Source organism: Oligoflexus sp. (genome assembly GCF_035638955.1).
Classification (GTDB): domain Bacteria; phylum Bdellovibrionota_B; class Oligoflexia; order Oligoflexales; family Oligoflexaceae; genus Oligoflexus.
On record NZ_DASQYZ010000169.1, the window covers coordinates 58142 to 84833 of the forward strand.

The 26692-nt window shown below is 52.2% G+C and carries 22 protein-coding genes and 1 tRNA gene; 13 read left to right on the forward strand and 10 right to left on the reverse strand.

Annotated features, from left to right (window positions below; genetic code table 11):
• Positions 1–71 precede the first annotated feature (71 nt).
• From VE954_RS16130 to VE954_RS16145, 4 genes are all read left to right on the forward strand, one after another.
• On the forward strand, positions 72–1004 hold the full coding sequence (locus VE954_RS16130) for a PhzF family phenazine biosynthesis protein (RefSeq protein ID WP_324954545.1): 933 nt from the start codon (positions 72–74) through the stop codon (positions 1002–1004).
• 39 nt (positions 1005–1043) lie between these two features.
• The gene (locus tag VE954_RS16135; RefSeq protein WP_324954547.1) at positions 1044–4646 is read left to right on the forward strand and encodes an ATP-binding protein; all 3603 of its coding nucleotides are present in this window, start codon (positions 1044–1046) and stop codon (positions 4644–4646) included.
• A 282-nt stretch (positions 4647–4928) separates the two neighbouring features.
• Positions 4929–6887, forward strand: coding sequence for an ATP-dependent zinc metalloprotease FtsH (ftsH, locus tag VE954_RS16140; RefSeq protein ID WP_324954549.1), 1959 nt, complete (start codon positions 4929–4931; stop codon positions 6885–6887).
• Positions 6802–7653: a LysR family transcriptional regulator gene (locus VE954_RS16145; RefSeq protein WP_349263825.1), complete on the forward strand. Its 852-nt coding sequence runs from the start codon at positions 6802–6804 to the stop codon at positions 7651–7653. The genes ftsH and VE954_RS16145 overlap by 86 nt, the downstream gene beginning before the upstream one ends.
• A 3-nt stretch (positions 7654–7656) precedes the next feature.
• Here VE954_RS16145 and VE954_RS16150 read toward each other — a convergent pair whose 3' ends face one another.
• From VE954_RS16150 to VE954_RS16170, 5 genes are all read right to left on the reverse strand, one after another.
• Positions 7657–12876 carry a SpoIIE family protein phosphatase gene (locus VE954_RS16150; protein ID WP_324954551.1) on the reverse strand — a complete coding sequence of 1740 codons (5220 nt, stop codon included), beginning with the start codon at positions 12874–12876 and terminating at the stop codon, positions 7657–7659.
• Positions 12877–13016: 140 nt separating this feature from the next.
• The gene (locus tag VE954_RS16155; protein WP_324954553.1) at positions 13017–14189 is read right to left on the reverse strand and encodes a pyridoxal phosphate-dependent aminotransferase; all 1173 of its coding nucleotides are present in this window, start codon (positions 14187–14189) and stop codon (positions 13017–13019) included.
• Positions 14190–14210: 21 nt separating this feature from the next.
• Complete coding sequence (locus VE954_RS16160) at positions 14211–15098, reverse strand: tryptophan 2,3-dioxygenase (protein WP_324954555.1); 888 nt, start codon at positions 15096–15098, stop codon at positions 14211–14213.
• 56 nt (positions 15099–15154) lie between these two features.
• Positions 15155–16450 (reverse strand): 23S rRNA (uracil(1939)-C(5))-methyltransferase RlmD, encoded by a 1296-nt coding sequence (rlmD, locus tag VE954_RS16165; RefSeq protein WP_324954557.1) that lies wholly within the window; start codon positions 16448–16450, stop codon positions 15155–15157.
• A 115-nt stretch (positions 16451–16565) separates the two neighbouring features.
• Positions 16566–17669, reverse strand: a complete 1104-nt coding sequence (locus VE954_RS16170; protein WP_324954559.1) for a hypothetical protein — start codon at positions 17667–17669, stop codon at positions 16566–16568.
• A gap of 264 nt (positions 17670–17933) precedes the next feature.
• On the opposite strand from VE954_RS16170, the gene VE954_RS16175 reads away from it, so the two are divergent.
• The 4 genes from VE954_RS16175 (at position 17934) to VE954_RS16190 (ending at position 20829) form a co-directional block, all read left to right on the forward strand.
• Entirely contained in the window at positions 17934–18692 is a 759-nt protein-coding gene (locus tag VE954_RS16175; RefSeq protein WP_324954561.1) for a response regulator, read from the forward strand.
• Between the two features lie 117 nt (positions 18693–18809).
• The gene (locus VE954_RS16180; RefSeq protein ID WP_324954563.1) at positions 18810–19817 is read left to right on the forward strand and encodes a chemotaxis protein CheV; all 1008 of its coding nucleotides are present in this window, start codon (positions 18810–18812) and stop codon (positions 19815–19817) included.
• Positions 19814–20458, forward strand: a complete 645-nt coding sequence (locus VE954_RS16185; RefSeq protein WP_324954565.1) for a type II CAAX endopeptidase family protein — start codon at positions 19814–19816, stop codon at positions 20456–20458. The genes VE954_RS16180 and VE954_RS16185 overlap by 4 nt, the downstream gene beginning before the upstream one ends.
• 92 nt (positions 20459–20550) lie before the next feature.
• Complete coding sequence (locus VE954_RS16190) at positions 20551–20829, forward strand: (2Fe-2S)-binding protein (RefSeq protein WP_324954567.1); 279 nt, start codon at positions 20551–20553, stop codon at positions 20827–20829.
• A gap of 15 nt (positions 20830–20844) precedes the next feature.
• On the opposite strand, the gene VE954_RS16195 is transcribed toward VE954_RS16190, so the two are convergent.
• From VE954_RS16195 to VE954_RS16215, 5 genes are all read right to left on the reverse strand, one after another.
• Positions 20845–21417 (reverse strand): HAD family hydrolase, encoded by a 573-nt coding sequence (locus VE954_RS16195; protein ID WP_324954569.1) that lies wholly within the window; start codon positions 21415–21417, stop codon positions 20845–20847.
• Entirely contained in the window at positions 21395–21676 is a 282-nt protein-coding gene (locus VE954_RS16200; protein ID WP_324954570.1) for a hypothetical protein, read from the reverse strand. Before VE954_RS16200 ends, VE954_RS16195 begins: the two co-directional genes overlap by 23 nt.
• 134 nt (positions 21677–21810) lie before the next feature.
• Positions 21811–22107 (reverse strand): hypothetical protein, encoded by a 297-nt coding sequence (locus tag VE954_RS16205; RefSeq protein ID WP_324954572.1) that lies wholly within the window; start codon positions 22105–22107, stop codon positions 21811–21813.
• A gap of 95 nt (positions 22108–22202) precedes the next feature.
• Positions 22203–22976: a hypothetical protein gene (locus tag VE954_RS16210; protein ID WP_324954574.1), complete on the reverse strand. Its 774-nt coding sequence runs from the start codon at positions 22974–22976 to the stop codon at positions 22203–22205.
• A gap of 22 nt (positions 22977–22998) precedes the next feature.
• Positions 22999–24243, reverse strand: a complete 1245-nt coding sequence (locus VE954_RS16215) for a thioredoxin domain-containing protein (protein ID WP_324954576.1) — start codon at positions 24241–24243, stop codon at positions 22999–23001.
• A 163-nt stretch (positions 24244–24406) separates the two neighbouring features.
• Between VE954_RS16215 and VE954_RS16220 the strand changes: the two genes are divergently transcribed.
• The 5 genes from VE954_RS16220 to VE954_RS16240 all read left to right on the forward strand — a co-directional run bounded on the left by VE954_RS16220 (position 24407) and on the right by VE954_RS16240 (position 26560).
• Positions 24407–24482 (forward strand) — tRNA-Ala (locus tag VE954_RS16220).
• 412 nt (positions 24483–24894) lie between these two features.
• Positions 24895–25161, forward strand: coding sequence for a BrnT family toxin (locus tag VE954_RS16225; protein ID WP_324954578.1), 267 nt, complete (start codon positions 24895–24897; stop codon positions 25159–25161).
• Entirely contained in the window at positions 25148–25468 is a 321-nt protein-coding gene (locus VE954_RS16230; RefSeq protein ID WP_324954580.1) for a BrnA antitoxin family protein, read from the forward strand. The genes VE954_RS16225 and VE954_RS16230 overlap by 14 nt, the downstream gene beginning before the upstream one ends.
• Positions 25469–25803: 335 nt before the next feature.
• The gene (locus tag VE954_RS16235) at positions 25804–26349 is read left to right on the forward strand and encodes a Pycsar system effector family protein (protein WP_324954582.1); all 546 of its coding nucleotides are present in this window, start codon (positions 25804–25806) and stop codon (positions 26347–26349) included.
• Positions 26350–26356: 7 nt separating this feature from the next.
• Positions 26357–26560 (forward strand): hypothetical protein, encoded by a 204-nt coding sequence (locus VE954_RS16240; protein ID WP_324954584.1) that lies wholly within the window; start codon positions 26357–26359, stop codon positions 26558–26560.
• Positions 26561–26692 lie beyond the last annotated feature (132 nt).

Sequence of the window (26692 nt, forward strand, 5' to 3'; positions counted from 1 at the left end):
TGCGACTTCCCCTTGGGGGCCTTATATTGGCCCCTGAATTTTTTGTGCCCATTTTTTGTGAGGGGAATTCCATGGGAACATTATCCTATCTTCTGCTCGATGTTTTTACGGACCAGCCGTATACAGGGAATCCCCTGGCGGTCGTTCCCTTTCCCACTATGCCTCTCAGCACCGAGCAGATGCAGTCCATTGCCACGGAATTCAATCTTTCCGAAACAGTTTTTATCTTCCCTCCACAAAAGCCAGGGAATACCGCCGCACTGCGCATTTTCACGCCGACGCAGGAACTCCCTTTTGCCGGTCACCCGACGGTCGGTGCCGCTGTCGCCCTGGGTTTTCTGTCCAAACGCAAGCTCGTGGAGCTGCCGCGTGATGGTCATCTGATTCTGGAAGAAAAAATTGGTCTGGTACCCGTGACCATGCAACTTGAAGGCGAGGATTTGGGACGAGCCACGTTGCAAACAGCCCAGTTGCCAGAGCGTGGATCGATGGAAATTTCGCGAGAGCAACTGGCGGAAACTCTGTCGATTGAACCGGAACATTTGATTTGGAATGATCACAGTCATCCCGCGGCGTATTCGTGCGGGGTCCCATTTTTCTTTGTTCCGCTTGCGTCACGCACCGTCGTGGATCAGTCTCGTATCAATACCGGAGCCTGGGAAAAATATCTGCAACACAGCTGGGCCGCATCCGTCTTTGTCTTCGCGTTTGATCCTCTGAACAAGAACCATCATGTTTATGGGCGCATGTTTGGGCCGGAAAAAGGCATCGTGGAGGATCCCGCCACCGGCTCGGCAGCGGCAGCTTTTGCCGGCTTCCTCCTGGCGCGCGAAAAACATCCGGGCGCCAGTTCCCGATGGATGGTGGAACAGGGTGTGGCCATGGGTCGTCCCAGTCTTCTGGAGATCACAGTCAACTGTGAACATGGCGCCCTGCAAAGCGTTCATGTCGGTGGCCAGGCCGTCCTGATCGGCGAAGGTCAGCTGCGAAAACTGCCTAACTGATACGTGTTATGATGATTGTAAAAATCATCGGAGCACGGGTTGAGCAAAGTTCGAATCATAATTTTCGTGTGGGCCTGGGTATTTTTTTCCCAGGCTTATGGTCTTGGCAACAAGACCCCTGAAAAAAATGATCTGCAGGACATTCGCTCCCAGCTCTTTGATGATCCCCGTCATGCCAGCGAACGCGCCAGGAAACTCATGCAGTCTCTCGATCCAAAACGCGAGACCAAAGCCTGGCTTGAAGCGGCTGCGTTGGCCGCCGAGGGCGCCTGGCTTTCCGAGCAGCCTGAACAGGCCGAGGCGATGGCCCGCGAGGCCCTGCCGTTAGCTTTGGCTGCTGAGAATCATCAGGTCATCACCGTTCTTTACAGTGTCATCGCCGGGGCCGAGGAATACGCTGATCATTACGAGGAAGCCAAAGCAGGATTCCTCAAGACTCTTGAGGAAGCGCGTAAGGCCAATGACCCCAGTCTTCTAGCCTATTATTACAGCGTCACCGGGAATTTCTTCGATCGCAATGGCGAGGAGCGCTTTGCCTTTGAATCCTATCAGAACGCTCTGAACGGCTTTCAGAATCTCCCCAAGGATGAACGCTATTATGATTTCATCGCGAACATGGGATCGCTGTATACGTCACTGCAAGGTGACAAGATGGAAACCGGGCGTGCCATGCTTGAGGAATCGTTAAACTGGTTCACGCGCAACCATAAACGCTTTGCAACCTACTATATCCTTGATGCCATCGCCTATCATCACTACGAGCAAAAACGTTTAGCAGAAGCATCGGCGGTTCAGAAAAAAGCTCAGGCTGTGGCCCAATCCATCGGATACCTGCATCTTGTGGCCCACTCTGATTTGAGACTTGGCCGTAATCTGATCGAGGATCAAAAGCCGCAGGAAGCGCTCATCTTCCTTAAAAAAGCTCTCCCCGTGTTTCGCAAACTCAACTTCGATTATCAAATCGGTCCGACCCTCCTGGCCATGGCACGCGCCTATCTTTTGGATGGGCAGACTCCGGCCGCATGGGCCGTCTGTCAGGAACTGGAGGAGTATTTTGGGCCCAAGGGTGCCCTGCATATGCGGGTGACCTTTCAAAAAATCAAGGCCGATGTGTTACAGGCCATGGGTCGCCGCGATGATGAACTACTGATCCGGCGGGAATGGGGTGAGCTGAGTGAAAAATACTGGCGGGAAAAGACCGCGGTAACCATTGCACGTATGGCGACCAATCTGGAGCTGCAGCGCCAGGAACATCAGAATGTGCTGCTGCAGGAACAGAATCGTATTCAAACCCTGGAACTTCAGCAATCGCAAAGAATGCACCGAACGGTTTCGATCAGCCTGGCCGGTCTGCTCATTCTGCTCGCCGCCGCCACCTGGGCTATTTTAAAAACGCGTGATGCTCGCAATCAGGCCCTAAGGATGCAAAGTTTGATCGAACAGGAACAGGCCCGCACAGCCTTTTTTCACAATACCTCACATGAACTGCGGACACCCTTAACCGGCATCATCGGGTTTATTGATCTGATCCGTTCGGGCCACTATGGAACGGTCAATGAAACAATCCAGGGTCAGCTCGATAAAGCGAAGCGGCTGGCTGAATCCCTGAAAAACCAGGTGAACATGATCCTGGATCTGGCGAAGTCCAAACGGGGAGAATTGAGTCTGACCGCGTCGCGTATTGATCTCCATCGTCTGCGGCATGACATAGATGATCTGGCGGAAGGTTTGCTGCTGCGCTATCCGCATTCGCATTATGATTCGCGCCTGGATCTCAAGGGCGGCGAAGCCCACTTTATCCAGGACCGAGAGAAGATTTATACCATTGCCCGTAACCTGATAGGCAATGCTTTCAAATTTGCCAAGCCGGGCCGCAGCAACCAGGTAACATTGCGCCTGGAGCGCATCGCCGGTGAATTGATCCTGTCCGTATCGGATACCGGCATCGGCATCGCCTCGGATCAAAGACAAAGGATTTTCGAAGAATTTGCCCAGGTGGAATCGGATGCGAGGCGAAAATTTGAAGGCACCGGCCTCGGTCTCGCCCTCGTCAAGCAGCTCATCGACCTGATGCAGGGTCGTATTGAACTCGACTCGACACCCGACAAGGGCTCACGTTTTCGGGTCTGGTTACCCGAACGAGCCGAACAGCTTCTTATTGTTGCCGACCACGACAAACCTTTGATGGAAATGTCCCGGCTTGAACGCATGCCCAAGGCCAAGGCCCCCACGGCAACCCACGCTCGCCTGTCCTCACCCCTGTTGGCTGATGCCGGCAGCTTTCATATTCTGGTGATCGATGACCATGAATCCAACTGTGAGATTCTGGCAGAAATCCTTAAATCGGAAGGCTATCGAACCTCTGTGGCTTTAGGCGGTAAAGCCGGCATGGAGTCCATCATTCATCTGCATCCGGATCTGATCCTCCTGGATTTGATGATGCCGGATATCTCGGGTGAAGACGTGCTGCGCTTCGTTCAAGGCCGTGAGGATCTTTGTGATACCCCTGTGATTCTGGTCACGGCGCGGGCGACGGAAGATGATCGTTTGATTGGTCTCGAATGGGGCGCCGATGATTATTTGGCCAAGCCCATCAATCCTCTGGAATTGACGCTGCGGGTAAGAAACCTTGTCGGCCGCATTCAGTTGCATCGTTATCAAAATGATCAGGAGCAGCGTGATCGCATGGTGCAGCTCGGTGAAATCTTCACCGATTTGAGTCACGAAATCAAAAGTATTTTGACCAGCTCGCGGGCGACAGAACATTTAACGGATCAGGAACTGCGCGCGGTCATGCGGCAGAGTCCTTTGGATACGACCTTCCGTGAAAGCCTTCTCGACAGTCTGGTTCATCGTTCATCCGGCCATGATTTCGAAAAGCGGGCTCAGGCCCTTGCCTTGCCTATTCAGGAGCATCCCACACCTGACACCTTGCGGCAGTTGCGCTTTCTCCTGGCGCGAACCAATGTTCCGATCGTGGAGCTGCAGGATCAATGGAAGCGGCTGCAAAATTGGGCACCGGCTGATCTCACGACCTTTACGCACACTTTGGATCTGATATTTTCCTTCCAGGAACTTCTGCGGGTGACCGTGGAAGCCCAGCGGCTGATGCGAACCATTCTGGCCTTTCATCAAAGCCCGCTTCTGCAAATGGAAATCTATGGCGACGAGGCCGTGGCGGGAACACTTCTCCTCTTACAGCGGCGCCTGGATAAGATGCGGATCCGAGTCTTTACGGAAGTACCCCATATCAAGGTGGCGATCGGCCTTGCGACTTTGCAGCAGATCCTTCTGAATCTCTTGCAGAATGCGATGGATGTGATTGAAGCCCATGTTCCTGATGATCGTTGGATCGAAATCTTTGGCAACATGGACTACGAAACGAAAATGCTCAAAATCGGCGTCAGCAACGCGGGACCTAAAATTGATCCGCTTCTCGCCAGGCAAATTTTTGAACGCGGCTTTTCCACGAAGGGCGGACGAGGCAGTGGTCTCGGTCTTCCCGTGTCCCGACGCCTTGCCAAACGGTTTCACGGCAACCTGGAACTGGATGAGCATGCGGAATCCACCACGTTTATCCTCACCCTGCCGCTTTCCCTTCCTGGAAGTGCTGCCCTACGTAAAGACAATCAGGCTTCATAACATTTAGAAAAACAATCAAATTCACCCATAATATCTATTTTAAAAATGAACTCCGCCGGCGCATGATGAGCAACGGGACTGAGGATTGACCTTCTGCTTGTTGGCCCGCCCCCCTCTCTGCCTTTTCATCCACGCTCATTCTGCTTGTTTTCCCCTGGTCATCCCGGCCCCCACAACAATAATCCTTCACCTCTCAGGCCTTTTTCAGCTTGCCTGCCTTAAACTGAAGCGGATATTCGAGTTTAAGCGGTTCTACGCAACCGCTCTCCAGGAGATCGATGCATGCCAAAAAAAACCAAATTCCATATCAGCTACATTTTTCTAGCTATCCTGGCTGCCATGCTGATCCGCGATCAGTGGTTTCAAGCCACTCAGGTGCGCACCATTCCCTACAGCGAGTATCTGGAAATGGTTCGCACCAATAAGATCGCTGAAGTCACCGTGACGCCCACCCATATTCGCGGCAAACTGAAAGAAGCCGAGGGCAAGGGCCCCGAGCAGTTTGTGACCACCCGTATTGACCCCAATCTGAGCAAGGATTTTGAGGGCACCGACACCAAGGTCTACGGCCTTTTTGAAAGCAATATTCTTTATGACCTCCTGGCGTGGATTGTGCCGGCCGTGGCGTTCTTTGGGATCTGGTTTTTCATGATGAAACGGCTGGGTGGTAAAGGCGGACTGGGTGGCGAATTCATGTCGATTGGCAAAAGCAAAGCCAAGGTCTATGTGGAAAGTGATACCAAAGTGACTTTTCAGGATGTGGCCGGTATCGATGAAGCCGAACATGAATTGCAGGAAATCGTCGCGTATCTGAAAAATCCTGCCGATTACTCCAAACTGGGCGGACGCATGCCGAAGGGCATTCTGCTGGTCGGCCCTCCTGGTACCGGTAAAACGCTGCTGGCCAAAGCTGTCGCGGGTGAAGCGGGCGTTCCTTTCTTTTCCATCAGTGGTTCCGAATTTGTGGAGATGTTTGTCGGCGTGGGGGCCGCGCGTGTGCGGGATCTCTTTGAGCAGGCCCGCACCAAAGCACCGGCCATCGTGTTCATCGATGAATTGGATGCGCTCGGCAAATCGCGGTCCGCAGGAGCTTTCGGCGGAGGCCATGACGAGAAAGAACAGACCTTGAACCAGCTTCTTGTGGAACTGGATGGCTTTGATTCCACGTCGGGCTTGATCCTTTTAGCCGCTACCAACCGTCCGGAAATTCTGGATCCTGCGCTTTTGCGTGCGGGTCGCTTCGATCGGCAGGTTCTGGTGGATCGGCCGGATAAAAAAGGTCGCGTCGCGGTTTTAAAAGTTCATATGCGTAAATTCAAGGCGCTCAGTCCGGACTTTGAAGTGGAAAAGGTTGCGGCTTTGACCCCTGGTTTTACCGGCGCGGATTTGGCTAACCTCTGCAATGAAGCGGCGCTGATTGCCACAAGACGCGGTGCGGAGCATATCGATCTGAGCGATTTCACCGAAGCGGTGGAACGCATCGTGGCTGGTCTGGAGAAAAAAAATCGCATTCTGAACGAAACCGAAAGACGGATCGTCGCCTATCATGAAATGGGCCATGCCCTGACCGCCGCGGCGCTATCCACCACGGATAAAGTTCACAAGGTCTCGGTCATTCCTCGTGGTATCGGCGCCTTGGGCTACACCATTCAAAGACCGACTGAAGATCGTTTTCTCATGACGCGCGAGGAGCTTGAAAACCGTATTTCGGTTTTGCTGGCCGGTCGCGCCGCCGAAAAATTGGTGTTCGATCATCTGTCCACGGGCGCTGCTGATGACCTGACCAAGGCGACTGACATAGCCTGGAGCATGGTCACCCGCTACGGGATGGAGGAATCCTTGGGCCACGTGACTTTCGAGCAGGATCAGCCGAACTTTCTCGGTGCAAGCTATGCTGCTAAGCGGTATGGTGAAGAAACTTCGGAAAAGATTGATGTCGCAGTCCGAAAAATTCTCGACCGCTGTTTCTCGCGTGCCCTGGAACTGCTCCGCAAAGGTCGTCCTATCCTGGAAGACAGCGCTCAGCTGCTGCTGACCAAGGAGACGCTGAAAGAGGAGGAACTGGAGGTCTTTTTCCGAAGGCTGCACGAGACTGTTGTGAAGGTGGACCATGGACAATTGGATCAATTACCATCATCTGTACTATTTCAAGACCATAGCAACGGAGGGTGGCATAGCCAAGGCGGCGAAAAAATTACGCCTCGGTCAGCCGACACTCTCAACGCAGCTGAAACAATTTGAAGATAACCTGGGACAGGTCCTGTTTGAAAGGCGCAAAAAGCGCCTTTACTTAACGGAAGCCGGGCGAATTGCCCTCGACTATGCCCAGGAAATTTTCAAACTCGGCGATGAGATGCTCGATGCCTTGAATGATCGGCTGCGCGAAGATCGCATTGAAGTGCAGTTTGGAATTCTCGACAGTGTGCCGAAGCATCTGGCCCTGCTCCTGATTCAGCAGGCCCAGACGGTGCAGAACTGTATCGTTTCCATTCAGGAAGGCCGGGCCGACCTTCTGCTTCGTGAGCTCAAGGCTCATCGTATCGATCTCCTCCTGGCCAATGAAGCGCCACCGGTGATGGAAGGGCAGGGTCTCTTTGCCCGCCGTGTGGCCCGTATGCCGGTCGTAGTCTGTGGCACCAAAACCTATTTGCCGTTAAAAAAAGGCTTCCCCGCATCGCTCGCCAATCATCCTTTCATCATGCCGATGGGGACCAACCGGCTGCGCGCTGATATCAATCACTATTTCAAGATGCAAAACATTCGTGTGGATACTGTGGCTGAAGTGCAGGACACCAGCCTGCAAAAATTGCTGGGAACCCACGGCACGGGACTTTTGCCTTTGGCTAAACCGGCGGCTGAAGATTTATTGCAAAGCAAGGAACTCTTCGTGATCGGCGAACTCGATGGTGTTTATGAAGATCTTTGGCTGGTCGCGGGAGAACGCAAAATTCAAAATCCAGTGGCGGCCCATTTGATGCGAAGTTTCAAAGTGGAAGGCAGCAGCTGACCTTCAACCGGCTTTGGCCGTCTTGCCCTGACGCCAGCCATCCCATCGAATGATGACGAAGGCATAGTCATCGGCCGCCCTTTGATTCTGCCAGATGCTGTCCGTCTGTTTCAAAAGCTGCTTTTTGATCAGGTCAGGTTCCCGTGAAAATTCGAGAATACGGGCCAGATCCCGAGGATGCAGCTTTTCTCCGTCCGGACCTTCGTTTTCAATCAAGCCATCCGTATAGAAAAAGAGGATATCGCCGGGCTGCATTTGAAATCGCTGGACTTTAAAAGTTGGATCGCGATGAAAGCCGAGCGGGCTGCCATTACCAAGCAGGGGCTTCACTTTATAGTCCGAAATAATAAAGCCATTCGGATGCCCGGCGTTGATAAAGGCCACTTCCCCCGTACGCGAATCGAAGGATACAAAAACCATGGTCATGAACTTGTCGACTTTGGCAGCTGTATCGTAGACGGCGCGATTCACACAGTTCGCCAAAATTTCCGTCGTTTCCGTCAGACTCATTTCCTTTTGCACGGCCTGCAGCGTCGCAATCGATCCGTAAACGGAACCTGCGGCTGTGCCTGTGATCAAAGCCGAAGATAGACCGTGTCCAGTCACATCGCCGATAAAGAAGTAAGCCCGATCTCGGCGATCCTCTTCATAGTAACCATACCAATCACCACCTGTGTGATCAGCAGCTTTGAAGAAATCAGCAACCGCAAAGGAACCCAGGCGTTTGATCGTCGGGAAGAGAGCCTGCTGTACCAGCTGGGCTTCCTTCATCGATTCCTCGAGGGTATGGGCCTTTTCAGAAAGCTCAAGGCGCCCGGCAGTGGCCTGGCCCACGAGCTCGAGCAGCCGCAGTCGCTCCTGGGTGAAGACATGGGACGACACACTATTTTCCAGATAAATGATAGCGATCAATTCCCGCTCGGCACCGCTGCCAATCTCAATAGGAATACAGGCCAGCGAACGGACCATTTTTTCCATGACATACGGGTCGCGTTCCAGGCCTGGTATGGCTTTTTGCGGAACCTGAGCATCGGACACGACCACCGACCTGCGGGTACGGATCACATAGTTGACGAGGCTCTTGCAAATGGTATCCAGAGCCATGAAACCCTTATCAATCTGAGTAATCGCACCATCGCTGAAGGACTGCTTCACGCGATAGGTATTGTCATCAAAACTCTTGAGAATGAAATGGCCGCAATCCGCCCCGGCCAGGTGCACGGAACTGGCCAGGATTTTAGCAATCAATCGCACGTCGGTTGTCTCACGGGTCATTTCCGAAAGGACCCGCTGCAGATACTGGAGGTCATAGGAATTCTCAGCAACTTTGGAACCATGGGTCGGCGATTCCGTCAGTTGCCAGCTGCGATAATGTTCCTTCAAGCGGCTCACGAGTTTCGTGGCGCCCCATCTTTGATAGGCTTCCAGGGCCTTGCGCAGATAATCATGCGCGAGAGTGTGCAGACCCAGGCTATGGAAAAGACCTGCGAGCTGCTCACAAGCCAGACCTAAATCCTGTTGCACTCCGGCTTCTTCCGCCGCGCGAATGGAGTGAGCATAGGAGGCGAGCGCAGCCAGAGGACGTCCCTGCAAGCGCTCAAGCTCGGCCTGCAGAAGGTGATACCGGTGACCCTGGTTTTGCGGAACATATTTCATCCATCGTTTGAAAACGCGGACGGTTTGCTTCAACTTGAGGAGGCTGCTCCAGCGTGATTTCAAGCCCGTCGCAGCAGCGCGCGCCAGGAGGATACCACCGTAGAACCGATAGATGGAAACCCCGTAAGAACCCAGGGCAAAAGCCTTATGATCACGAGCCATGGTTTCAAAACGGAAGCCTTCCTGCAGATCGTGATAGAGCGTGCAGAGCACTACGCTGTTGGTCGCATAATAAAAGGCAAAGTCGGGCGCACGGGCCAGAAGCTCAACATGCTTCCGATGATCAAAAACCGGTCCTAGCATGGCCGTGGTATCACCCGTATCCAGACACAGGTTCATGATAGTCTGACGGGCCATATCTGTATGGGCATTCAGATAGTTATGATGCAGATCACCCACCATGCGGCGATATTCTATGACTTCCTCTTCCAATTTTGGAAGCGAGCTACCTGCATAGAAGCTATAGTGGCAGTAAAGGTTGATGGCATGAATAGCGAATTCATATTCACCATATTCCACACCATTGCGAAAGGCCTTGAGTAATCCCGTGAGGCAATGCCGCATGGATTCTGACCAGGGATAGATTAGGGCATGCAGCATATGATCGACGCGGCACTGCTGCTGCTTGTCTTCAAACTGCCTTACCAAAGCCTCGGCGTAGCGCGCCAGACGGAAAGCTTCGCGATACTGGCCAAAGACGGCCAGAAGGATGGTCGCGAGGCCCGCATAAGCAAACGGCATCGACGGAACATGACCATGTTTAAGTCCAAGCGAAAAACCCTTCGTCGCCAGAACCGGCATCAGATTCGGACGCACGAGATAAGCTGCGGAACCGACCCGCGTGGCAATGCGAATGGCAGCTGAACTCAGAGTATCATGAGAATGACCCACATTTTCCAGACGGCGCAGATAATTGGTCGTTTTCATCATGAAGAGAGTTCGGACCAGCATCAGGGTGACCCGGACCATGCCAGGCCGTTTGGGAAATTTCAAGCCGAGGATATTGAGAACAGGCACGGCATAATCCAAAGCGGCTTCCAGATCCCGACTCATGATCTCGGCAATCTTCATTTCGTGAAAGACGATGGTATCGATCGGATCATGAGTATGCTGCAGCGCGGAGTCCACGATGCTCTGGAGCAGATCCTTGTCCTGATTCAAAAACGCGCCGATCGCCATCTCTTCGTGTATGGCAAGACACTGCCGATAGTACTTGGTCCAGGGCTTGTCGCCTAGATAAATGACGGCAACGTGGAGATAGGATAGGGCCTGGGCGAACGAGGCGGAAACACGCGCTTTGCGTGCGGCACCCAGGTTCATCTCGGCGAGACGAATATCCTCGCAGGGCTGAGTTTGATCAATACTTTGATTATAGTGATCGACAATGGCAAAGAGTCGATCCTGCTGGCCACCTTCGGCGACGTGCAGCATAAACTGCTCCGCCACGGCCCGGTGGACGGAGCGCTTGGCGTCGGGTGCGAGTTCACCGGAAGCGACTTCGCGAATGGCTTCGTGGGCAAAACGCAGGGTTCCTTCCATAATCAGCCGATCGGATTTGTCTTCTCCTTTGTCACGGCTCTCATCATCCACAACAAAGACAAGTCCTCGTTCACAAGCCCGCCCGAGTGAAGCGCGCACGGCTTCAATATCAAGGCCAGCCACTGCTTGAAGGTCGTTGACACGGAATTCACGACCAATGCATGCAGCCATGCCTAACAGGTCAACGTCTCCTGGCTGCAATTTTTGCAGCTGCAGAAGAACGTGGTTGACCATGCTGTCGTTGATTTTCCATTGTTGGGCGACGGAAAGATTCCAAAAGTAACAGAAACGGCGATAATCGAAGGAAAGAGCTCCTTGTTCCGCCAGACCTTGAATCATGTTGCGGACGAAAAGAGGAACCCCTCCGGTCTTCTGGAAGATGATGGCGGCCAGGTCTTCGACGCGGTCCTGGTCCATCATAAAGAGTTCGGCGAGAAGACGCGAAATACTATTGGTGGATAGCGGATGCAGGTGCATGACCACGTGATGGACGAAAGCCTGCTGCAGGAGTTCCGTAATGCGTTCCACACGGCAGCGAATATTTTTGGTATCGGTCGCGTAGGTGACGATCAGGAAGAGATGCTCAACCTTGTCCCCACGCAGGATCGCATCGAGCATATCAACCGTGCCCGGGTCGAGCCATTGTCCCTGTTCAAAGATCAGGATCAAGGGATGCTCACGTTGACAGAATGCCCGCACAAAATTTCGCAACGTCATTTCAAAGCGAATTTTTTCCTCTTTGGGCGGCAGAACAGGAATGTCCTCAGCCGGTCCCAGCACCAGGGCCAGATCCGGACAGAGATGAATCATCAGCGCCACGTTTTCGCCGACGCTATCAAATATTTTTTTCCGCCAGACCAGCATTTCACTCTGGGGTTTTTGCAAAAGGTGATGCACCAACTCGTCGACGGCTTCCATGATGGGGGCAAAGGGCCGGGTTGTGGTGTCCGGGCCGGAAGAACCGCGGGCCAGAAGACAGCCGCTGACTTTACTGAGCTCACTCAGGTGGCCGAGCAATCGGGTCTTGCCAATACCGGAGCGGCCTTCAATCAGCAGCGAAACAGATTCACCGGAAACGAATCGCTGGTAGACGGCATCGAGTTCGGCCGTTTCCACATCGCGACCATAGATTTTATCAGGAAAGCGCAGTTCGTCAGGAACGTCACGGGTGCCGATCGACAGCATCTGGTCGGGGAGATTGGCTTGAGACGACGACAGCGCTTCCCTTAAATCCTGCAGGACACCCCAGGATGTTTGATAACGTTCCGTGGGTTGCTTTTTGCAAAGTTTGGCGACGATCGCCGAAATATAAGGCGAAAAATTCATGATGCGATCAGCCAGCTGATCCGGAATCACCGTCATATGCCAGTGGCTGCATTCATCATGGTTTTTATTAGCAATGGTCAATTCACCGCCGAACAACTGATAGAGGGTCAGTCCCAGGGCGTAGAGATCACTGCGTTGATCAACAGGTTGATTGCTGGTCCCGGTCTGCTCAGGAGCCATGTAAGGCCAATGCCCTGGATCAGGGTCAAACAGAAGCGGTGGTGTAGGATCACGCCGTGATCGACTGCGCATGTGGCAGGCGTCCAGGAACATGAGACTCCGATCATCATCGCGGACGAGACAGGTCCACGGACTCAGATTCAAAAGGATATAGCCACGTTTGTGGAGTTCAACGAGTGCTTCTGTCAGGTTTACAATTAAATCCAAACGGGCCGCGACTGTGCTTTCGGATTGGGCCAGGACCTGCGGCAGAGGCGTAACAGCTGGACCGGCGTAAATCGCCCAGCACTCATCCGCGTCCTGCTCCCAGCTATGAGCTTCGGGAAAGAGCGGCAGAGCGAGGGAACGCAGCAGCGCGAATTCACTGCGAAGACGAGCCGCGCTTTCATGGCGAGCGGGAATGATTTTCACCAGAAAGATTTGACCATCTTCGGGACGAACCACACGCGCAAGGCGATAGGGACGACCTGGGACTTCCAGGACATCTACGATTTCCAGCCCAAATTTTCCGATTCGCGACATATTGCCTCATGAACACAGCCGAGGAGCGGAAAAATTCCTGATTCGCTATCGGTGCTTATCATGAAAAAGGTAAGGGTGGTCACGGGAGGAAGGTATCGAACCAGCCGCGAGGCTGCGGCTGATTCAAGGGAAAATGCCGATTATAGGCTTTTGACCAAACGCGAGACGAGCTCCATGGCTTCGACCGTATCCGGATCATCGGGCACCAATGCAAAACGCATGGAGCCTTTGATGCCTTCACTCAACCATTGCGAGGGACTGGTGATGACCCCCTGCTCGGCCAGTTTCAAACAGAAGGCCACATCATCAAGGCCACCCGGAACACGGCACCAAAGGTAAAAGGTCGCTTCCGGTTTGTGATCGATCATGCCAAGCTTTTTCAAATAAGGGAAAGCCAGCTCAATCCGCTTGGCAAAAATTTGTCGGCGCTCGGCCACGTGCTTATCATCGGCCCATGCGACGGCCGCTGCTTTCTGCAGCATGGTGGGCGTCCCTACTCCAAAGTTAGCCCGCGCTGTTCCAATCAGAGGCATATAGCGCGCATCACCGATGAGAAAACCGCTGCGATAGCCCGTCATACCGGAACGCTTGGAGAGGCTCATAAACGAATAAACATTTTTCGAGGTATACGTGATCGGCGTCAAAGGCTTCTGGCCCTTGGCGTCCCAGGCGGGGTCATAGATATCGATGTAACAGTCATCGGCCAGAAGAACGACATCGCGCTTTTCACACCACTCGATGATGCGTTCCAGATGACCTTTTTTCAAAATCGCGCCGGTTGGATTATGCGGATAGTTGATCCAGAGCGCTGCGATCTGGCTTTGGACATCCTCGGGCAGAGTCCATGGTTCCATTTGAAAATCATTCTCGGCTTTCAAATGCATGGGATAAGGGATGCCGCCCGCATAAAGCGCCGAGCTGCGATAAACCGGGTACCCAGGATCCGGATAGGCAATGATTCTTTTCCCACCGGCGCGTCCCACGAGGCACAGCGCGATGTGGAAGATCGCTTCCTTGCTGCCATTGGTCGCCATGATATCGAAGCCCTGGCCCGCCTTGAGACCGAAGTTACGGTTGCAGTAGCCCCAGATGGAATCCACCAAATCCGGTCCACCGCGGGTGGCAGGATACTGACTGATCGGAGTCACGCTCTGCGTCACAGCCTCGCGGATCGGTGCCCAGGTTGGAATCTTGGGATCACCGGTTCCAAAATCGTAAACCTTTTTGTTCTGACTGATCAAACGCTGACGAATTTTCGACAGCTCTTCCATGGGGTAATTAGGCAAATTGAGCGTGACTTCATTCAGACTCATGCATTCTCCTTGAACGATGCTTCAACGGCCACCATAGGGCGTCGTGCTTTGCCCCAGGTGATTGCGAACCTCCCAGATGTCCGGGAAGGCGTTTTTATTAAGCGTGGATTGCAGGTAGCGGGCACCGAGAGAACCGCCGGTTCCTCCGAGATCACCGATCATCCTTCGCACCATCTGCACATGACGGTATCTCCATAGTACCAAAAGTTCATCCAAATCGACGAGCGCTTCCAGAACCATGTACAGTTGATAGTTTTGGGCAGGATCCTGGTAGATGCTGGTGAAGAGTTTGACGATTTCAGGATGACTGTTGTGAATTTGCGTCACATCGCGTTCGATCACATCCTTCGGCACGGCAAAACCCTGCCTTTGCAGGTAACGCAGGAAATGATCATAGAGCGTGGGCTCGTTCATGGCCTTTTCCAACCGCACCGAGGCCACGGCATCATGAGCGAAGAAACGCAGATGAGCCGGATTCTTCATGCCCAATCGGAATTCAAATTCCCGAAATTGATAGGATTGAAAACCGCTGGCGGGATTCAGGTTCTTGCGAAACCGGTTGAATTCGGTTGGCGTCATGGTTTCGAGAATATCGACCTGCTGGAGGAGGACCTTTTGAATCGTCGTGACCCGATGCAACGCCTTGGTCATCGGCAGTATATTATTGCTGGCCAAAGTTTCCTGGCAATGCTGCAGCTCATGCAGAATCTGCTTGAACCACAGCTCATAGACCTGATGAATCACGATAAAGAGCAATTCATCATGTTCCTTCGGCTGCGACAACTCCTGCTGGAGCCCCAAAAGCTCATGAACATGAAGGTAGCGACCGTAGGTCAATGTCTCGGGATTTGGTTGAACGAAGTTATCGTAGGTCATCGCGTGTTCGCCCATCTTGTTGGTGCTGAACACTTGTATATCCCAGGCGGGAGCCCATGTCGAGGCAGCTCCCCCGGTATTTTGCGGGCTTACTGGATAACGGCGAGCCATTCCAGTTTTTCGGTGTACGGGAACATGTCAAAACACTCAAGCTGCAGCAGCTTATGGCCGGCTTTGGTCAGCTCGACCAGATCGCGGATCAATGTTTCGGCTTCACAGGAGACATAAACCAGACGACTGCCAGGACGCTGGTGCAATCCATTGAGGACAAGCTCACGGGCCGCCGGGGCCAGGCCACGACGCGACGGATTGGCAACGATCAGCTCGGGCTTATCGGCCCAGGTTGGGAAACGACCGTCGAGGTCTTCCACGCGACCTGCGATATACGCGGGACGCTTATCGGCAGGAATCGCGTTGCGCACGCAGTTGGCTTCCGCATCACGAATGGCCTGAGGGTTCTCCTCGATTCCAAGCGTACGGTAGCCGGACTGGGCCAGCAGCAGCGAAATCTGCCCCGTGCCGCAGTAAAGATCCCAAGCCACGGCATCACCCTGCCGATGGCCGGCAATCTGTTCCACGCGACGATAGATCAGCGATGCCGTCCATGGATTGACCTGAAAGAAACTGGTCGGGCCAATTTCAAAGGTTAAACCGCAGAGGGATTCACGCAAACCGTCAGCACCGGCCAGTTTCTTGGTCAAGGAACCGAAGATCGAATTGGTGCGGCTGGGGTTGATGTTCTGAAAGGAGGCCACGATCAAGTGACCCTTCTGCCGCAAACGCAGAACCATGGCTTTCAGCTCAACCTTGTCCTTCTCTTCACGAGTGACAAAGGTAAGCATCAGCTCTTCGGTGAGATGCGTGGCGCGAATGGCCAGATAACGGAGATCCCCGCTGTGCGTTTCTTCACAGTAAGGCTGCAGGTTCGAGGCTTCGAGTTCAGCCTGCAGATCCGGCAAAAGACGGTTGATCGACGCCCGGTGCATCGGGCAATCCTTCAGGTGAATCACCTGATGGGAGTTGGCAGCGAACAAACCGATGGCAAAGCGTTCCTCGGCTGCGGGTTTAACCACAGCTTCCCGTGCATGGCGTACAGCGAGTTTCGCGTGTGCGCGGTAACCTGTGGAACGAGGCGAGGCCACAGGATTGATAACGCTCGCACCTTCCAAAAGCCCATGTTCACGGAACTTCTGGAGAGCGGCCTGGTATTTAAGGTTGAGGCTGTTTTCGTAGTTGCCATCAACCGGGCTATGCGTACCGCAGCAGGAGTCGTCCTGAGCGGGTGCAGCCGGGCGTTTGGTCAAAAATTGTTTACTATGGTCGTTCTTCCAGCGTTCACTGCGAAAAATCTTGGCTGTCGAGCGATGAGTTTTTGCTACAGTCATGGCTTATCTTTAATTGAGGAGTGATATCCGCAACGCCGAGGGAAGGGCGCAGGGGGCTTTTATTACCACTCCTGACGAGGCAGGAAAACACTTTTCATTCAAAAGCAAGGCGGGTTCAGTAGATCCAGTCGTCGCGCTTGACCGGCAATCGTCCTGATGACACGTTCAGCTGTCGACGGTAGATCTTGACGCCAAGATTCTGGGTCAGGGAACGCCACGTTGACCACTCTTCTTCCAATGTTTTCACAGAGTAAGGCGTATTGGGCGATTTGGACCCCTTGGAAAAGGTGTAAGGCCCAAACAGATAAATGGCGGTGTGGCGAATCCACTTGAAGTTGATATGTTTGGGAGTTTCCGGAGGCACTCCGAAAAATACCATAAGATCCCCGTATTTAAGCGGGGTGTTACGCGGATCCACCTCATAGAATTCACTGCTGATCACACGCCAGAGCTCGTCATAGTTGATCATGGCTTTATGATAGCCTTCCTCTTCCTTGACGTTCACTGAGGGTGCGCGGGTCAGATGCTGATCAAAGAAAGCCAGGGCTGCGTGAAAGCAGTTGGGGCCGCGATAGATGATGAATTTTCCGGTCATCTTTTTCGCAAAGCTGGGCAAGAGGTCATCGTCGAGCTGCAGATCAGTCCCGGCCTTTATTTTCTTGCCAATGCGGGCCAGCTGCTCGCGCGGCAGGAGGTAACTCAGCTGATTGCGGAACTCATTCCAGGTGTCTTTCTCGGCACTGAGTTCCTTGGCTTTGATCGTGACCTGATGATGCTCCTTCGACAGTTCCTGACCCAGGGCTTGAAAGTTGATGAGCTTGAAATCATCGGCCGCCAATTCAACTTTCACCGTAGGCTTGGTCGTGGGACCCTGCTTTTTAATGCGATCCAGCAGCAAATCCTGGAGCTCTTCACTCTTATCACTGTTAGCCAGGCGTCGGGCCATTTCACTCAAACCCGTCTCGGACCGTGGAACGGTGAGACTGATCGGTTCGATCGTCTGATCCTTCTTGGGATTGTAGGCCCGCGTTTTGAGTTTCTTGGACGGAATCGTGATTTTTTGTACATGATCTGTGACCGGCAGCGTAAGACTTGCACGAAACGTGTTAAGATCTTGCGTAAATGGCAAAGTCACAGGTTGAAAGTCAGTGATCGCCAACAGGGGCAGTGAAACCGCTCCCAGGAGGGGTATCAAACAGGCTTTGACCAGTCTTTGCATGAAAACTCCCAGCCGCATATTAACAAAAGGTAAGGATCGGTTCCTTTTGGGTTTTCCAGTCCGTCTCGACCTCGGATCCCAGCGTTCCCGATAGAGGAAATGCATCTAGGGATCACTTTGATTCTAACAGATGTGCAGGGGCAGTATTTTCCCAGTGACCTTCGCTATAATGGAACTAGAGGCATGGTCCATCCCTTCGAAATCGGAAGTCACTGAGCCTCTGAAGACTGCATCGAGATTCATACCGCAGAAAGGGATTATTCCATGACGACCGTTTTGATCGCTGATTCATGCAAGCCCAGCCTGGTCATGACATCTGAGGTCTTCAAGGACAAGATCATGGGAACCGTTGTCGATGTCGCGGCAACAGGTAAAGAGGCGTTGGATTACCTCACCGCACGGCGCCCTGATCTTTGCGTGGTGGACTTCGATCTGCCGGACGTGGATGGTCCTGCTTTGGTGGAAGCCATGAGAAAGGTTTACGATGGTCCGATCCTGATGACCGCCTATCCCAGCGACATCGTAAAGCAGGCTGTTGTTGACAACCTCTTCGCTTATCAGGACGCCTCCGCCTGGATTTCCAAGCCCATCAACTTCGATGAACTCTCGGAAAAAATAGAACGCTTTCTGATCAGCAAACATCGACTGGAACGCCGTTTTAATGCGAGCTTCATAACTCAATTGGTCGGCAAAGCTGCCGGTCGTGGCAAACGCGCTCCCAAGGTGGATGGCAAGGTTCTTAATATTAGTTTGGGCGGCGCCTGTGTAAAAATCCAGGGCCCTCTGAAAGTGAAAAAGTCCCAGGAGCTGACCATGTCCATTGAATTGCCAGCCCAGGGTGAGGACGACAAAGCTGCCGCGCGCAAGAAAAAGACCCTGCCTGCGGCGGAATCCAAGATCAAGGCCAAGGTTGCCTGGATCAACTCCAAAGGTGAAGTGGGTTTGCAGTTTGGCAAGCTCAGTGATGTCCAGCGCAAGCAGTTGGAAATATACTTTAAAACGCAGCTTTCGATTGAGTTTTAGGTCGCTGAAAATCAGCCTAAGTTAACTTATAACCCAGCCCAACGGCTGGGTTTTTTGTTTCCCATATCAAGGAATTGTAAAAACAGCCGATCGCTTGGGCAGCGCAAAGGGACGACGATGCTGAACCGCATGAAAGCCGCCAATCTCTCAGACCTCGATAATAACTTCGAGGTGGGCGGCAATTATTTTGAACTGATCGAGTTCTCACTGCAGCGCAATCTGCCTGGTGGCCGGGTCATCAAAGGCAACTACGGCGTGAACGTGGTGAAAGTCCGCGAAGTCGTGCATATGCCAAGGATCAATCCGCTGTCGTCCTCGGTTCCTGGGATTGCCGGTATTTTCGAACTGCGAGGCATACCCATTCCTGCTGTGAACCTTTGCATGGTGCTGGGCGATTACAGCAGCCCCATCTCGAGCGATCAGCAGATCATTGTCACGGAATTCAGCCAAAAGCGGGCTGGCTTTATCGTGCATTCGACCAATCGTATTCGCCGCGTGACCTGGGATAAGGTGCTGCCACCATCGGCGGATAGCAATTCCTCGATCACGGGCATGATGCTCATTGAGAACTCTGAGTTTCTGTTTATTCTCGACCTGGAAAAAATCATTGCCGGTTTGGAATCCAAAGCGCATGGGCATCATTCCATGGAAGCCCTGCCGGGCCTGCCTCATGGTTATGATCACGAAGCCCAGCAGCATCAATTGCTCAATATGAATCGCAATGCTCCCGGCGTTTTGCTGGTGGATGATTCGAATCTCATCCTCACGAACGTTTCGCGAGCCTTGCACCATGAAGGCTACCGGGTGATCATGGCCAAAAACGGCCAGGAGGCCCTGCAGAAGCTGGAGCAATCCATGAGCTCTGGCAGTCCCAACGGGCCCGTGCATGCGATCATCACGGATGTGGAAATGCCGCAAATGGATGGGATTACCTTTATCACGCGTGTCCGTAAAAAGCGCGATTTCGACGGGATACCCATCTTCCTCCATACGTCGCTCGGTGACAGCGGATCCAAGGAGCTGGGTGAAAAAGCCGGCGCCAATGGCTACCTGGTGAAAAATGATGTGCTGACCATCATTGAAACCTTGAAAAGGCACTTCCTGCTCAGCAAAATAACGGCATGAGCTTATCGTTATCCATGCGTGCGATTTATTTTACCCTCCTGATGCTGCTTGGATGGGCGCTATCGATTTTCTATGCGTGGTTGAGTCGGCAGCTGCCGCCCGGCTGGCTGACGATAGCGCTGGTTCATAGCGGGTTGGCCCTGCTTATATGGCGTTTTGGAGCTGGCCTTCGCCTGACGCCACGCTGGGGAATGCTGGCTTTTCTGCCGGCTGCTGTGATTCTTGTGGGCAGCGTTGGGGCCAGTCTGCTATCACGCGGGCTGATCGCAGGCGCTCCCCCGATGGACGGATCCTGGGACGGTCGACTCCTGGCCTTTGTGGTTTGGATCCCGATCGTCGAGGAGCTGGTCTTTCGCTTGGGCATCGGTGGACTGGCTCGGCACAAGCTCGGGGATTATTGGGGGGCTTATGCGTCCGCCCTGGTCTTTGCCCTGGCGCATGGATCTGGCGTTTGGAATGAGCTCTCGACACCAATTGGCCCTTTGATATTAGGATTATGCTGCGAATGGCTGTATGTGGCCTCGGGTCGGCTGACAGCAGCCATGGCCCTGCATGCCGCCTGCAATGCGAGCGGCTGGATTTTCGCAGCACTCGATGAACGATGGTTAAGCTGGCTTCAGGCCTTGTATCTGAAAGTTTGAGCCTTGACCGCGCGGGTGCTGCCTATGTGGCCTGTTCTTTACCCTATGGCTTTTATGCTAATGTGGAAGAACGGGACCGATGGAGTGATGGAATGCCCGATGACAAGGATCCTATTTTGAACGAAGAAACGGAGCGTCCTCTGACGCCTGAAGAATTGGCTCGTGAACGCATCAAGCAAATGACACGCGTGGTTTGTATCTGCAAAGGAATTCCTCTGGGAAAGGTCCTGGACGGACTGCCAGGCTGTGAAACGGTGGCCGACGTTAATAATAAAGTCGGCTCGGGTTCAGGTGGCTGCAAGGGCGAACGTTGCGGCCCACGTATTAAGATTCTCTTGAAGAAATACAAAGATCATAAAACGGGCGGTTAAGTGCCCACCAGGCAATTAAGCCGGCATGTTCTGCAGAGTCCACTGTGCTGCTTCCAGAAGATCCCGCACCTGCACGTGCGGGCTCGCATGCCCCTCATACTGGTCGCTGGCGAGCTGTATTCCCATCACACCAGCTTTTAAACCACATTCGACGTCGCTGGCACGATCACCGACCATAATGCTGCGATCCCAGTCGATCGCGAAATCTCGTCCGGCCTGTTCAATCAAGGCGGTTCCTGGTTTGCGGCAGCTGCATTCCATTGCATATTGCAGCACCGAACCCATGGGATGGTGCGGGCAGTAATAGATGCCATCCAGGCGAAAACCCAGCTCATCTTCCAAACGTTTCTGCATGGCGGCATGAAAGCGATCGACATCATCGATGGTGTAATAACCACGCGCGACGCCGGCCTGGTTCGATATAACGATGAGAAGGAAACCATGGTCGTGGAGAAGTTTCAGGCCTTCGGTCACACCGGGTAGAATTTCCAGATCTTCGAGTCGGTAGACATAGCCTGTATCGCGAACCAGGACCCCATCACGGTCCAGAAAAGCTGCTGGTTGGCTAGGTTTCTTTTTTATTTCCATAAAGCCAGGTCCGATCCATTTCCCTCACCGCGTATCGTGCCGATCGACGAAGGACCTTGCGATAGGAGGTGGCAACCTCGGCCTGGGCTTCCCCGGCGGCCAGAAGGTAGTTAACATCTTTAATAAGACTTTCCAGATCCCAAAAATCGCGAACCGGCATAACCAATTCAATGACTTTGCCGATTTCGTTATAGGTCTCGATATTCTTACTTTGTATATAAATCTGCTTTTTACCACAGATCAGGAACTTGCGGATCATCCGTCACCCCCTCAGAGGTATATCGGCAGTTTTTGCCGGTCCTGAAGAGGGGACTTATCGAGTGACCCCGAGGGATCAGGCTTTTTCAGCCTCGGCTGTGGCTTCCACGAACCACGTCATCCCCCGCAGGGGGATCAAACTTTTACAGCCTCAGCTGTGGCTTCCACGTTTTCTTCTTTGTTCTCTTCAAAGTCGTGCATCACCGAGTGGTAGATCCGGCGCCACAGAGTGGTATCCTTCCGCAACCAGGCTTCGAACAGTTTACGCGCCGAGCGGTTGACCATCGCGCGCTTTAAAAAATAATCCGCAAATTCCTTGGTGTCCTTGCGAGTTTTAAGTTCGGTGACGTGGTTCGAGAGAACCAACAGTTCCACACCGCGCGCGCGAAGGATGAGTGAATTTTGTATGGGATAAAGTTCTACGGGTTGCACGACATGACTCCTGAATAAGTGTCAGCGGGTAGGCCCCTTGGGCTCCATGGAGCCTGTTTATACCCCGCTAGTGAAAACTTGGTCAAGTTGAACAGTTAACTCTTCCGGCTCTTGCAATCCGCGTCTTCCCCGGAAAACAGGCCTTCGCCCTCCAACCGGCCAGCGGCATTATGTCGGGCTCGATACACCTGGAAGGGATAGGCCAAATCCTTGCGCTTGGGTGTGTATCCCAGCACTTCTTTGAGGAAAAAGCCGCGGAAAAACTTCACCATAAGTTCCCAATCCGCATGCAGTTCCGCAGAAATTTCCAGATGTGTACAGTCGATCAGCATGCTCCATGCCGAATGCCACTGCATCAGATTGTTGGTGAGTTTACTGCGCAGGGCCTGCAGTTTCTCCTTGGAATCGAGCACAGCATCCGCCGAGAATGACAGTTCCACCACATGCTGACGGAAATGATTCTGGAGCTGAATGCTGCTGCGAAAATCCACGGGTTCGGCAGGACCACGGGTCTTGCGTTGACCGATGGCTTCCCAGGCGGCATCTTCTGTTTCCGCATAAGCAAAGGGCATGAGGTCGGCAAAATCCTTTTCGATGCCCCAGATCACGGCCTTCTTCAGAAAGAAACCGGACAAAACCTTTTCCATCCGTCCCAACGCAGCCTTGATTGCCGGCTCGTTGGCATCGAGTCCCAGCCGCAACTGGGACCCATCAATCACAGCCTTGTAAGGCGAATGCCAGGACTTCAAAGCATTGAGCCAGGTCTGCCGCCAGTTCATCACATCGGCGTCGCTCCCGATCGTCGTCGGCTCGGCGAAACGCATGTTGAGAATTTTCTGTTGGTAGTCATGTTCAAAGGTAATATTCATCACTGGTCTTCTTTCTTGCCAATCAGATGTTCTGCAGAGCTTGAACCACCTGCTTCATCGTCTCGGGCTCAACCGCACCGTTGTATTTCCGGCCGTTGATAAAGATTGTAGGTGTCCCGCTCAGCCCGGCTTCATTAGCCTGCTTCACATCATCCTGTATTTTTTTCACGATATCAGGCGAAGCCTTGCACTGTTTGATTTGATCGTCGTTCAGACCCACATCCTTGGCCCAGGCTATCAAACGTGTGGAATCGATATCCCGATAGTTGTCATAAACCTTCTCGTTCATCTCCCAGAATTTTCCGATCTGGCCCGCGCAACGGGTCATGATTGCCGCCTCACAGGCAAAGGCATGCATCTTGGTTTGAACGGATGGATTGCAGGTGCTATCGAGTGGGAAGTTCTTAAACACGATCAGCACCTTGTCACCGAGGTCGGCCGCGAGGGCTTTCATAGCCTTGGAAGCGGTCGCACAGGCGGGACACTGATAGTCCGCGAATTCCACGATTTTGACTTTGGCGTCATCGGACCCTTTCCGATAGTCTTCACCCAGTCCGCTGTAAGCCGTGAAATCAATCTTGATCGCGGGCGAAGGTGTTGGATCGAGGGAGGCCAGGATCGGGGCTTCGCGGTTCGCACCCAGTTTTTCCATATGCTTTTTCACTTCAGCATCGGTCATAGGATTGTCCGGTTTGAAGTTGCGGGTCGAGGCAGGCTTCACCACCTGGTACACGGCAATGGTGGCCACCAATGCAATAATTCCGTACCAGCCGCCGTTGCTGATGCTTTTGATGTTCCAGGGTTTTGGAATGGCATCCCTGCTGAAGAACAGCACCGCGCCTTGCATCAGGGTAACCGCATATATGCCGATGCAGGTCGGACAGATTTTACCGATGATAAATTCGGAGATGCCGAACAGAACAATCGACGTGACCACCCCAATGCCTACCATGACCGCGTAGGCTTGCAGGGCATCCTGCCGCAGATTGGCTTTCACGCGGGCCGTCATAAGCAGAGCAAAAAGGCCGAGAAAATAGCCAATTCCATAAACCCCCATCGGGTTGGCCCACGGATCCTCTGCGTACTTGCTGTTGGCGATATCATCGCAGCTGAGCGTGTCATTGATGTTACACGCGAAGTTGGTCGCGCCGGCTTGTTTCAGCTCCAGATGATGCATGAGCGAATAGATCGACAGACCAATGCCTAGTACCGCCAGTATGCTACCAAGCAGCAGCAGATTCTTAAACTTTTCTTCTCTGTGTTCCATGGGGCTGATTCTCCTTCCGCAGAGGGCTCTACAAGAGGGGTCATCGTAAAAGAGCAGCCGCCGCCTGGCAAGCAGAGAGAAAAATCGTTGACAAGGAAAACGCCTTCAAGCATAAACCGTGTCTACCTCACAGCAATGTGAGGCGATCTTTTGCAAAGAGATCGGGGGTATAGCTCAGTTGGTAGAGCGTCGCAATGGCATTGCGAAGGTCATCGGTTCGATCCCGTTTACCTCCACCATGAAAAGCCCGCAGTACGAGAAATCGGCTGCGGGTTTTTTCGTTTTGGCTAAGATAAATCCCAGGATAGCCATGGGCCCGCTGCGCGGTCACATGGACTTGTTTTGAGCCCGCGTTCGCGGGCTGGGAACTCTTTGTCTTCATTCTTTGACGACTTCTTTTCACTGCATGTCTGAAGCATTAAGCAGAATGGTCTCATCAACATTCTACGCTCTACAATCTAATCATTTACCCCATCCCGCTTTCTTCAATCCGCCATTACTGGACTGATCCTTTTGCCAATGCTTAGGCCAAACGCCACCCTCATCATAACAACCCATTGTTTTTTTTAGAACTAAATATCTTCAATCAACCATGTATTTACAAATGTACATACATGACTATAATCTTGAAATGTCAAGAGCGGGGGAGCGATGCAATTTTCCTGGGACGATTCCAAGAACAAGGCGAATCAAGAAAAGCACGGTTTGAGTTTCGAAGATGTCATTCCAGTCTTCTCCGATGAGTGGTCAATCGTTAGACCTGACCCCGACCACACCGAGGAACGGTGGGTTATCCTGGGAACCGCTCGCTACCTAGTCGTCGTAGTTGCCGTCTACTCATATCGCGACGACATCATTCGAATCATCAGTGCCCGTAAAGCCACAGCAAAGGAAAGGCGGAGCTATGAAGAAAAGTAAGAAGAAAGTCAGCCGAAAAAAAACAAGCGATATGAGAAAAGAGTACGATTTTTCCAAGGGAACTCGTGGAGCTGTCATTGAAGGTGATGGTGTTAAGCTTCCGATAACCATTCGACTGGATGGGGCCATCCTTGACTATTTTCGTGAGAAGGCTGGAAAAGCCGGTGGGGGTCAGGGCTATCAGACGCTTATCAACGAAGCATTGAAGGAATATATTCAAGGCGCACGAATCGAAATGATATTACTTTCGGATGACTTTACCGAGAAACTATCACGATCTCTTAAGAAAAAGGACATGACAGGTTAAATGATTCCGAAATTTCTTTCTATTTTTAAGAACTGCGAAACTTTTTGGACGATGCAAATTGAATTTGCATACGGCATTGAAGATTGACTGAGCATAACTTCGAAGGTCAAAGCAAATTCCAGTAAAGATTTCTTACCAAAGTCTTCTTGAATTTGATGTTACTATTGTATTTATAATCTGGATGCATCTCCTCCATTCGTGCCTATAAAAATCGCATTGAATTTTGGTGACTCATTGCAGAGAATCAGGAACTGATGAGTTTAAAGAAACGCATGAAGCACACGATGTATTAAATTGCGCCCTTATGGTGCATTGAAAATTTAGAAACGGGCTAAATGTCAACAGTTGCAAACCTAAGAGATGAACTAAGAGCCATTCTGGAAAACGTCAACAAGTGGTTGCAGCATGCAGAGTCTAAGAACGGCGCAGTCATCACTCTAAACGGCGCGTCATTTTTTGCTATTAAAGGCGCTTTTGACCTGGATAAAGCGGGTTTCCTTATGAAAATATATCTCGGCTTCCTGCTTTTTTGTATCGTCGTAGCATTGGTTTCCAGTTTGCTATCATTCTTACCACAGACAAAAATTTCATGGATTTCTTCAAAGGCACTCACTGACGCAAAAGACAACGTTTACTTTTTTGGGCATCTCTTGAATTTTCAGTCCAACGAGTTAATCGATCGTCTTAAGACTGATCCCGGTTACCAAAACTATAGCGAGGGTGAAATAGATGTGGCACTTGCAGACCAAATAATAACCAATTCAATGATTGCGCGCAGAAAATATCAGTATTTCAAGTTCAGCATCTGGATAACATTATTCGGCATCTTGACTCCTATCGGAGGCTTTTTAGCTTTACTGAAATTCAGTCCAAACAAATGAGTAAATCATGCCAGACAATCCAATTACAGACAATCACATGCCAAAACGATTTTCGGAAATCATTAATGAAGAACTCAAAATTTTTGGGCGTGAAGTATCTATCACAGAAAGAAATAAGATTCCTGAGACAAATGAAATACCCATCCAAGAACCATCCTCCCATTGGTTCAAAATTAAAAGCGTAATTTGCGTTGTGGTTGATACGGAATAAATCAGCTATTTTGAGACAGTCATAAAAAGAGTTTAGTGTACTTTTCTATCCAAGCACATACATGGATTGCCGTGTGACCGGGATGTTGATCCCGACCTGCTCCTGTGGAATCAGAAGTTTAGGACCACGCTT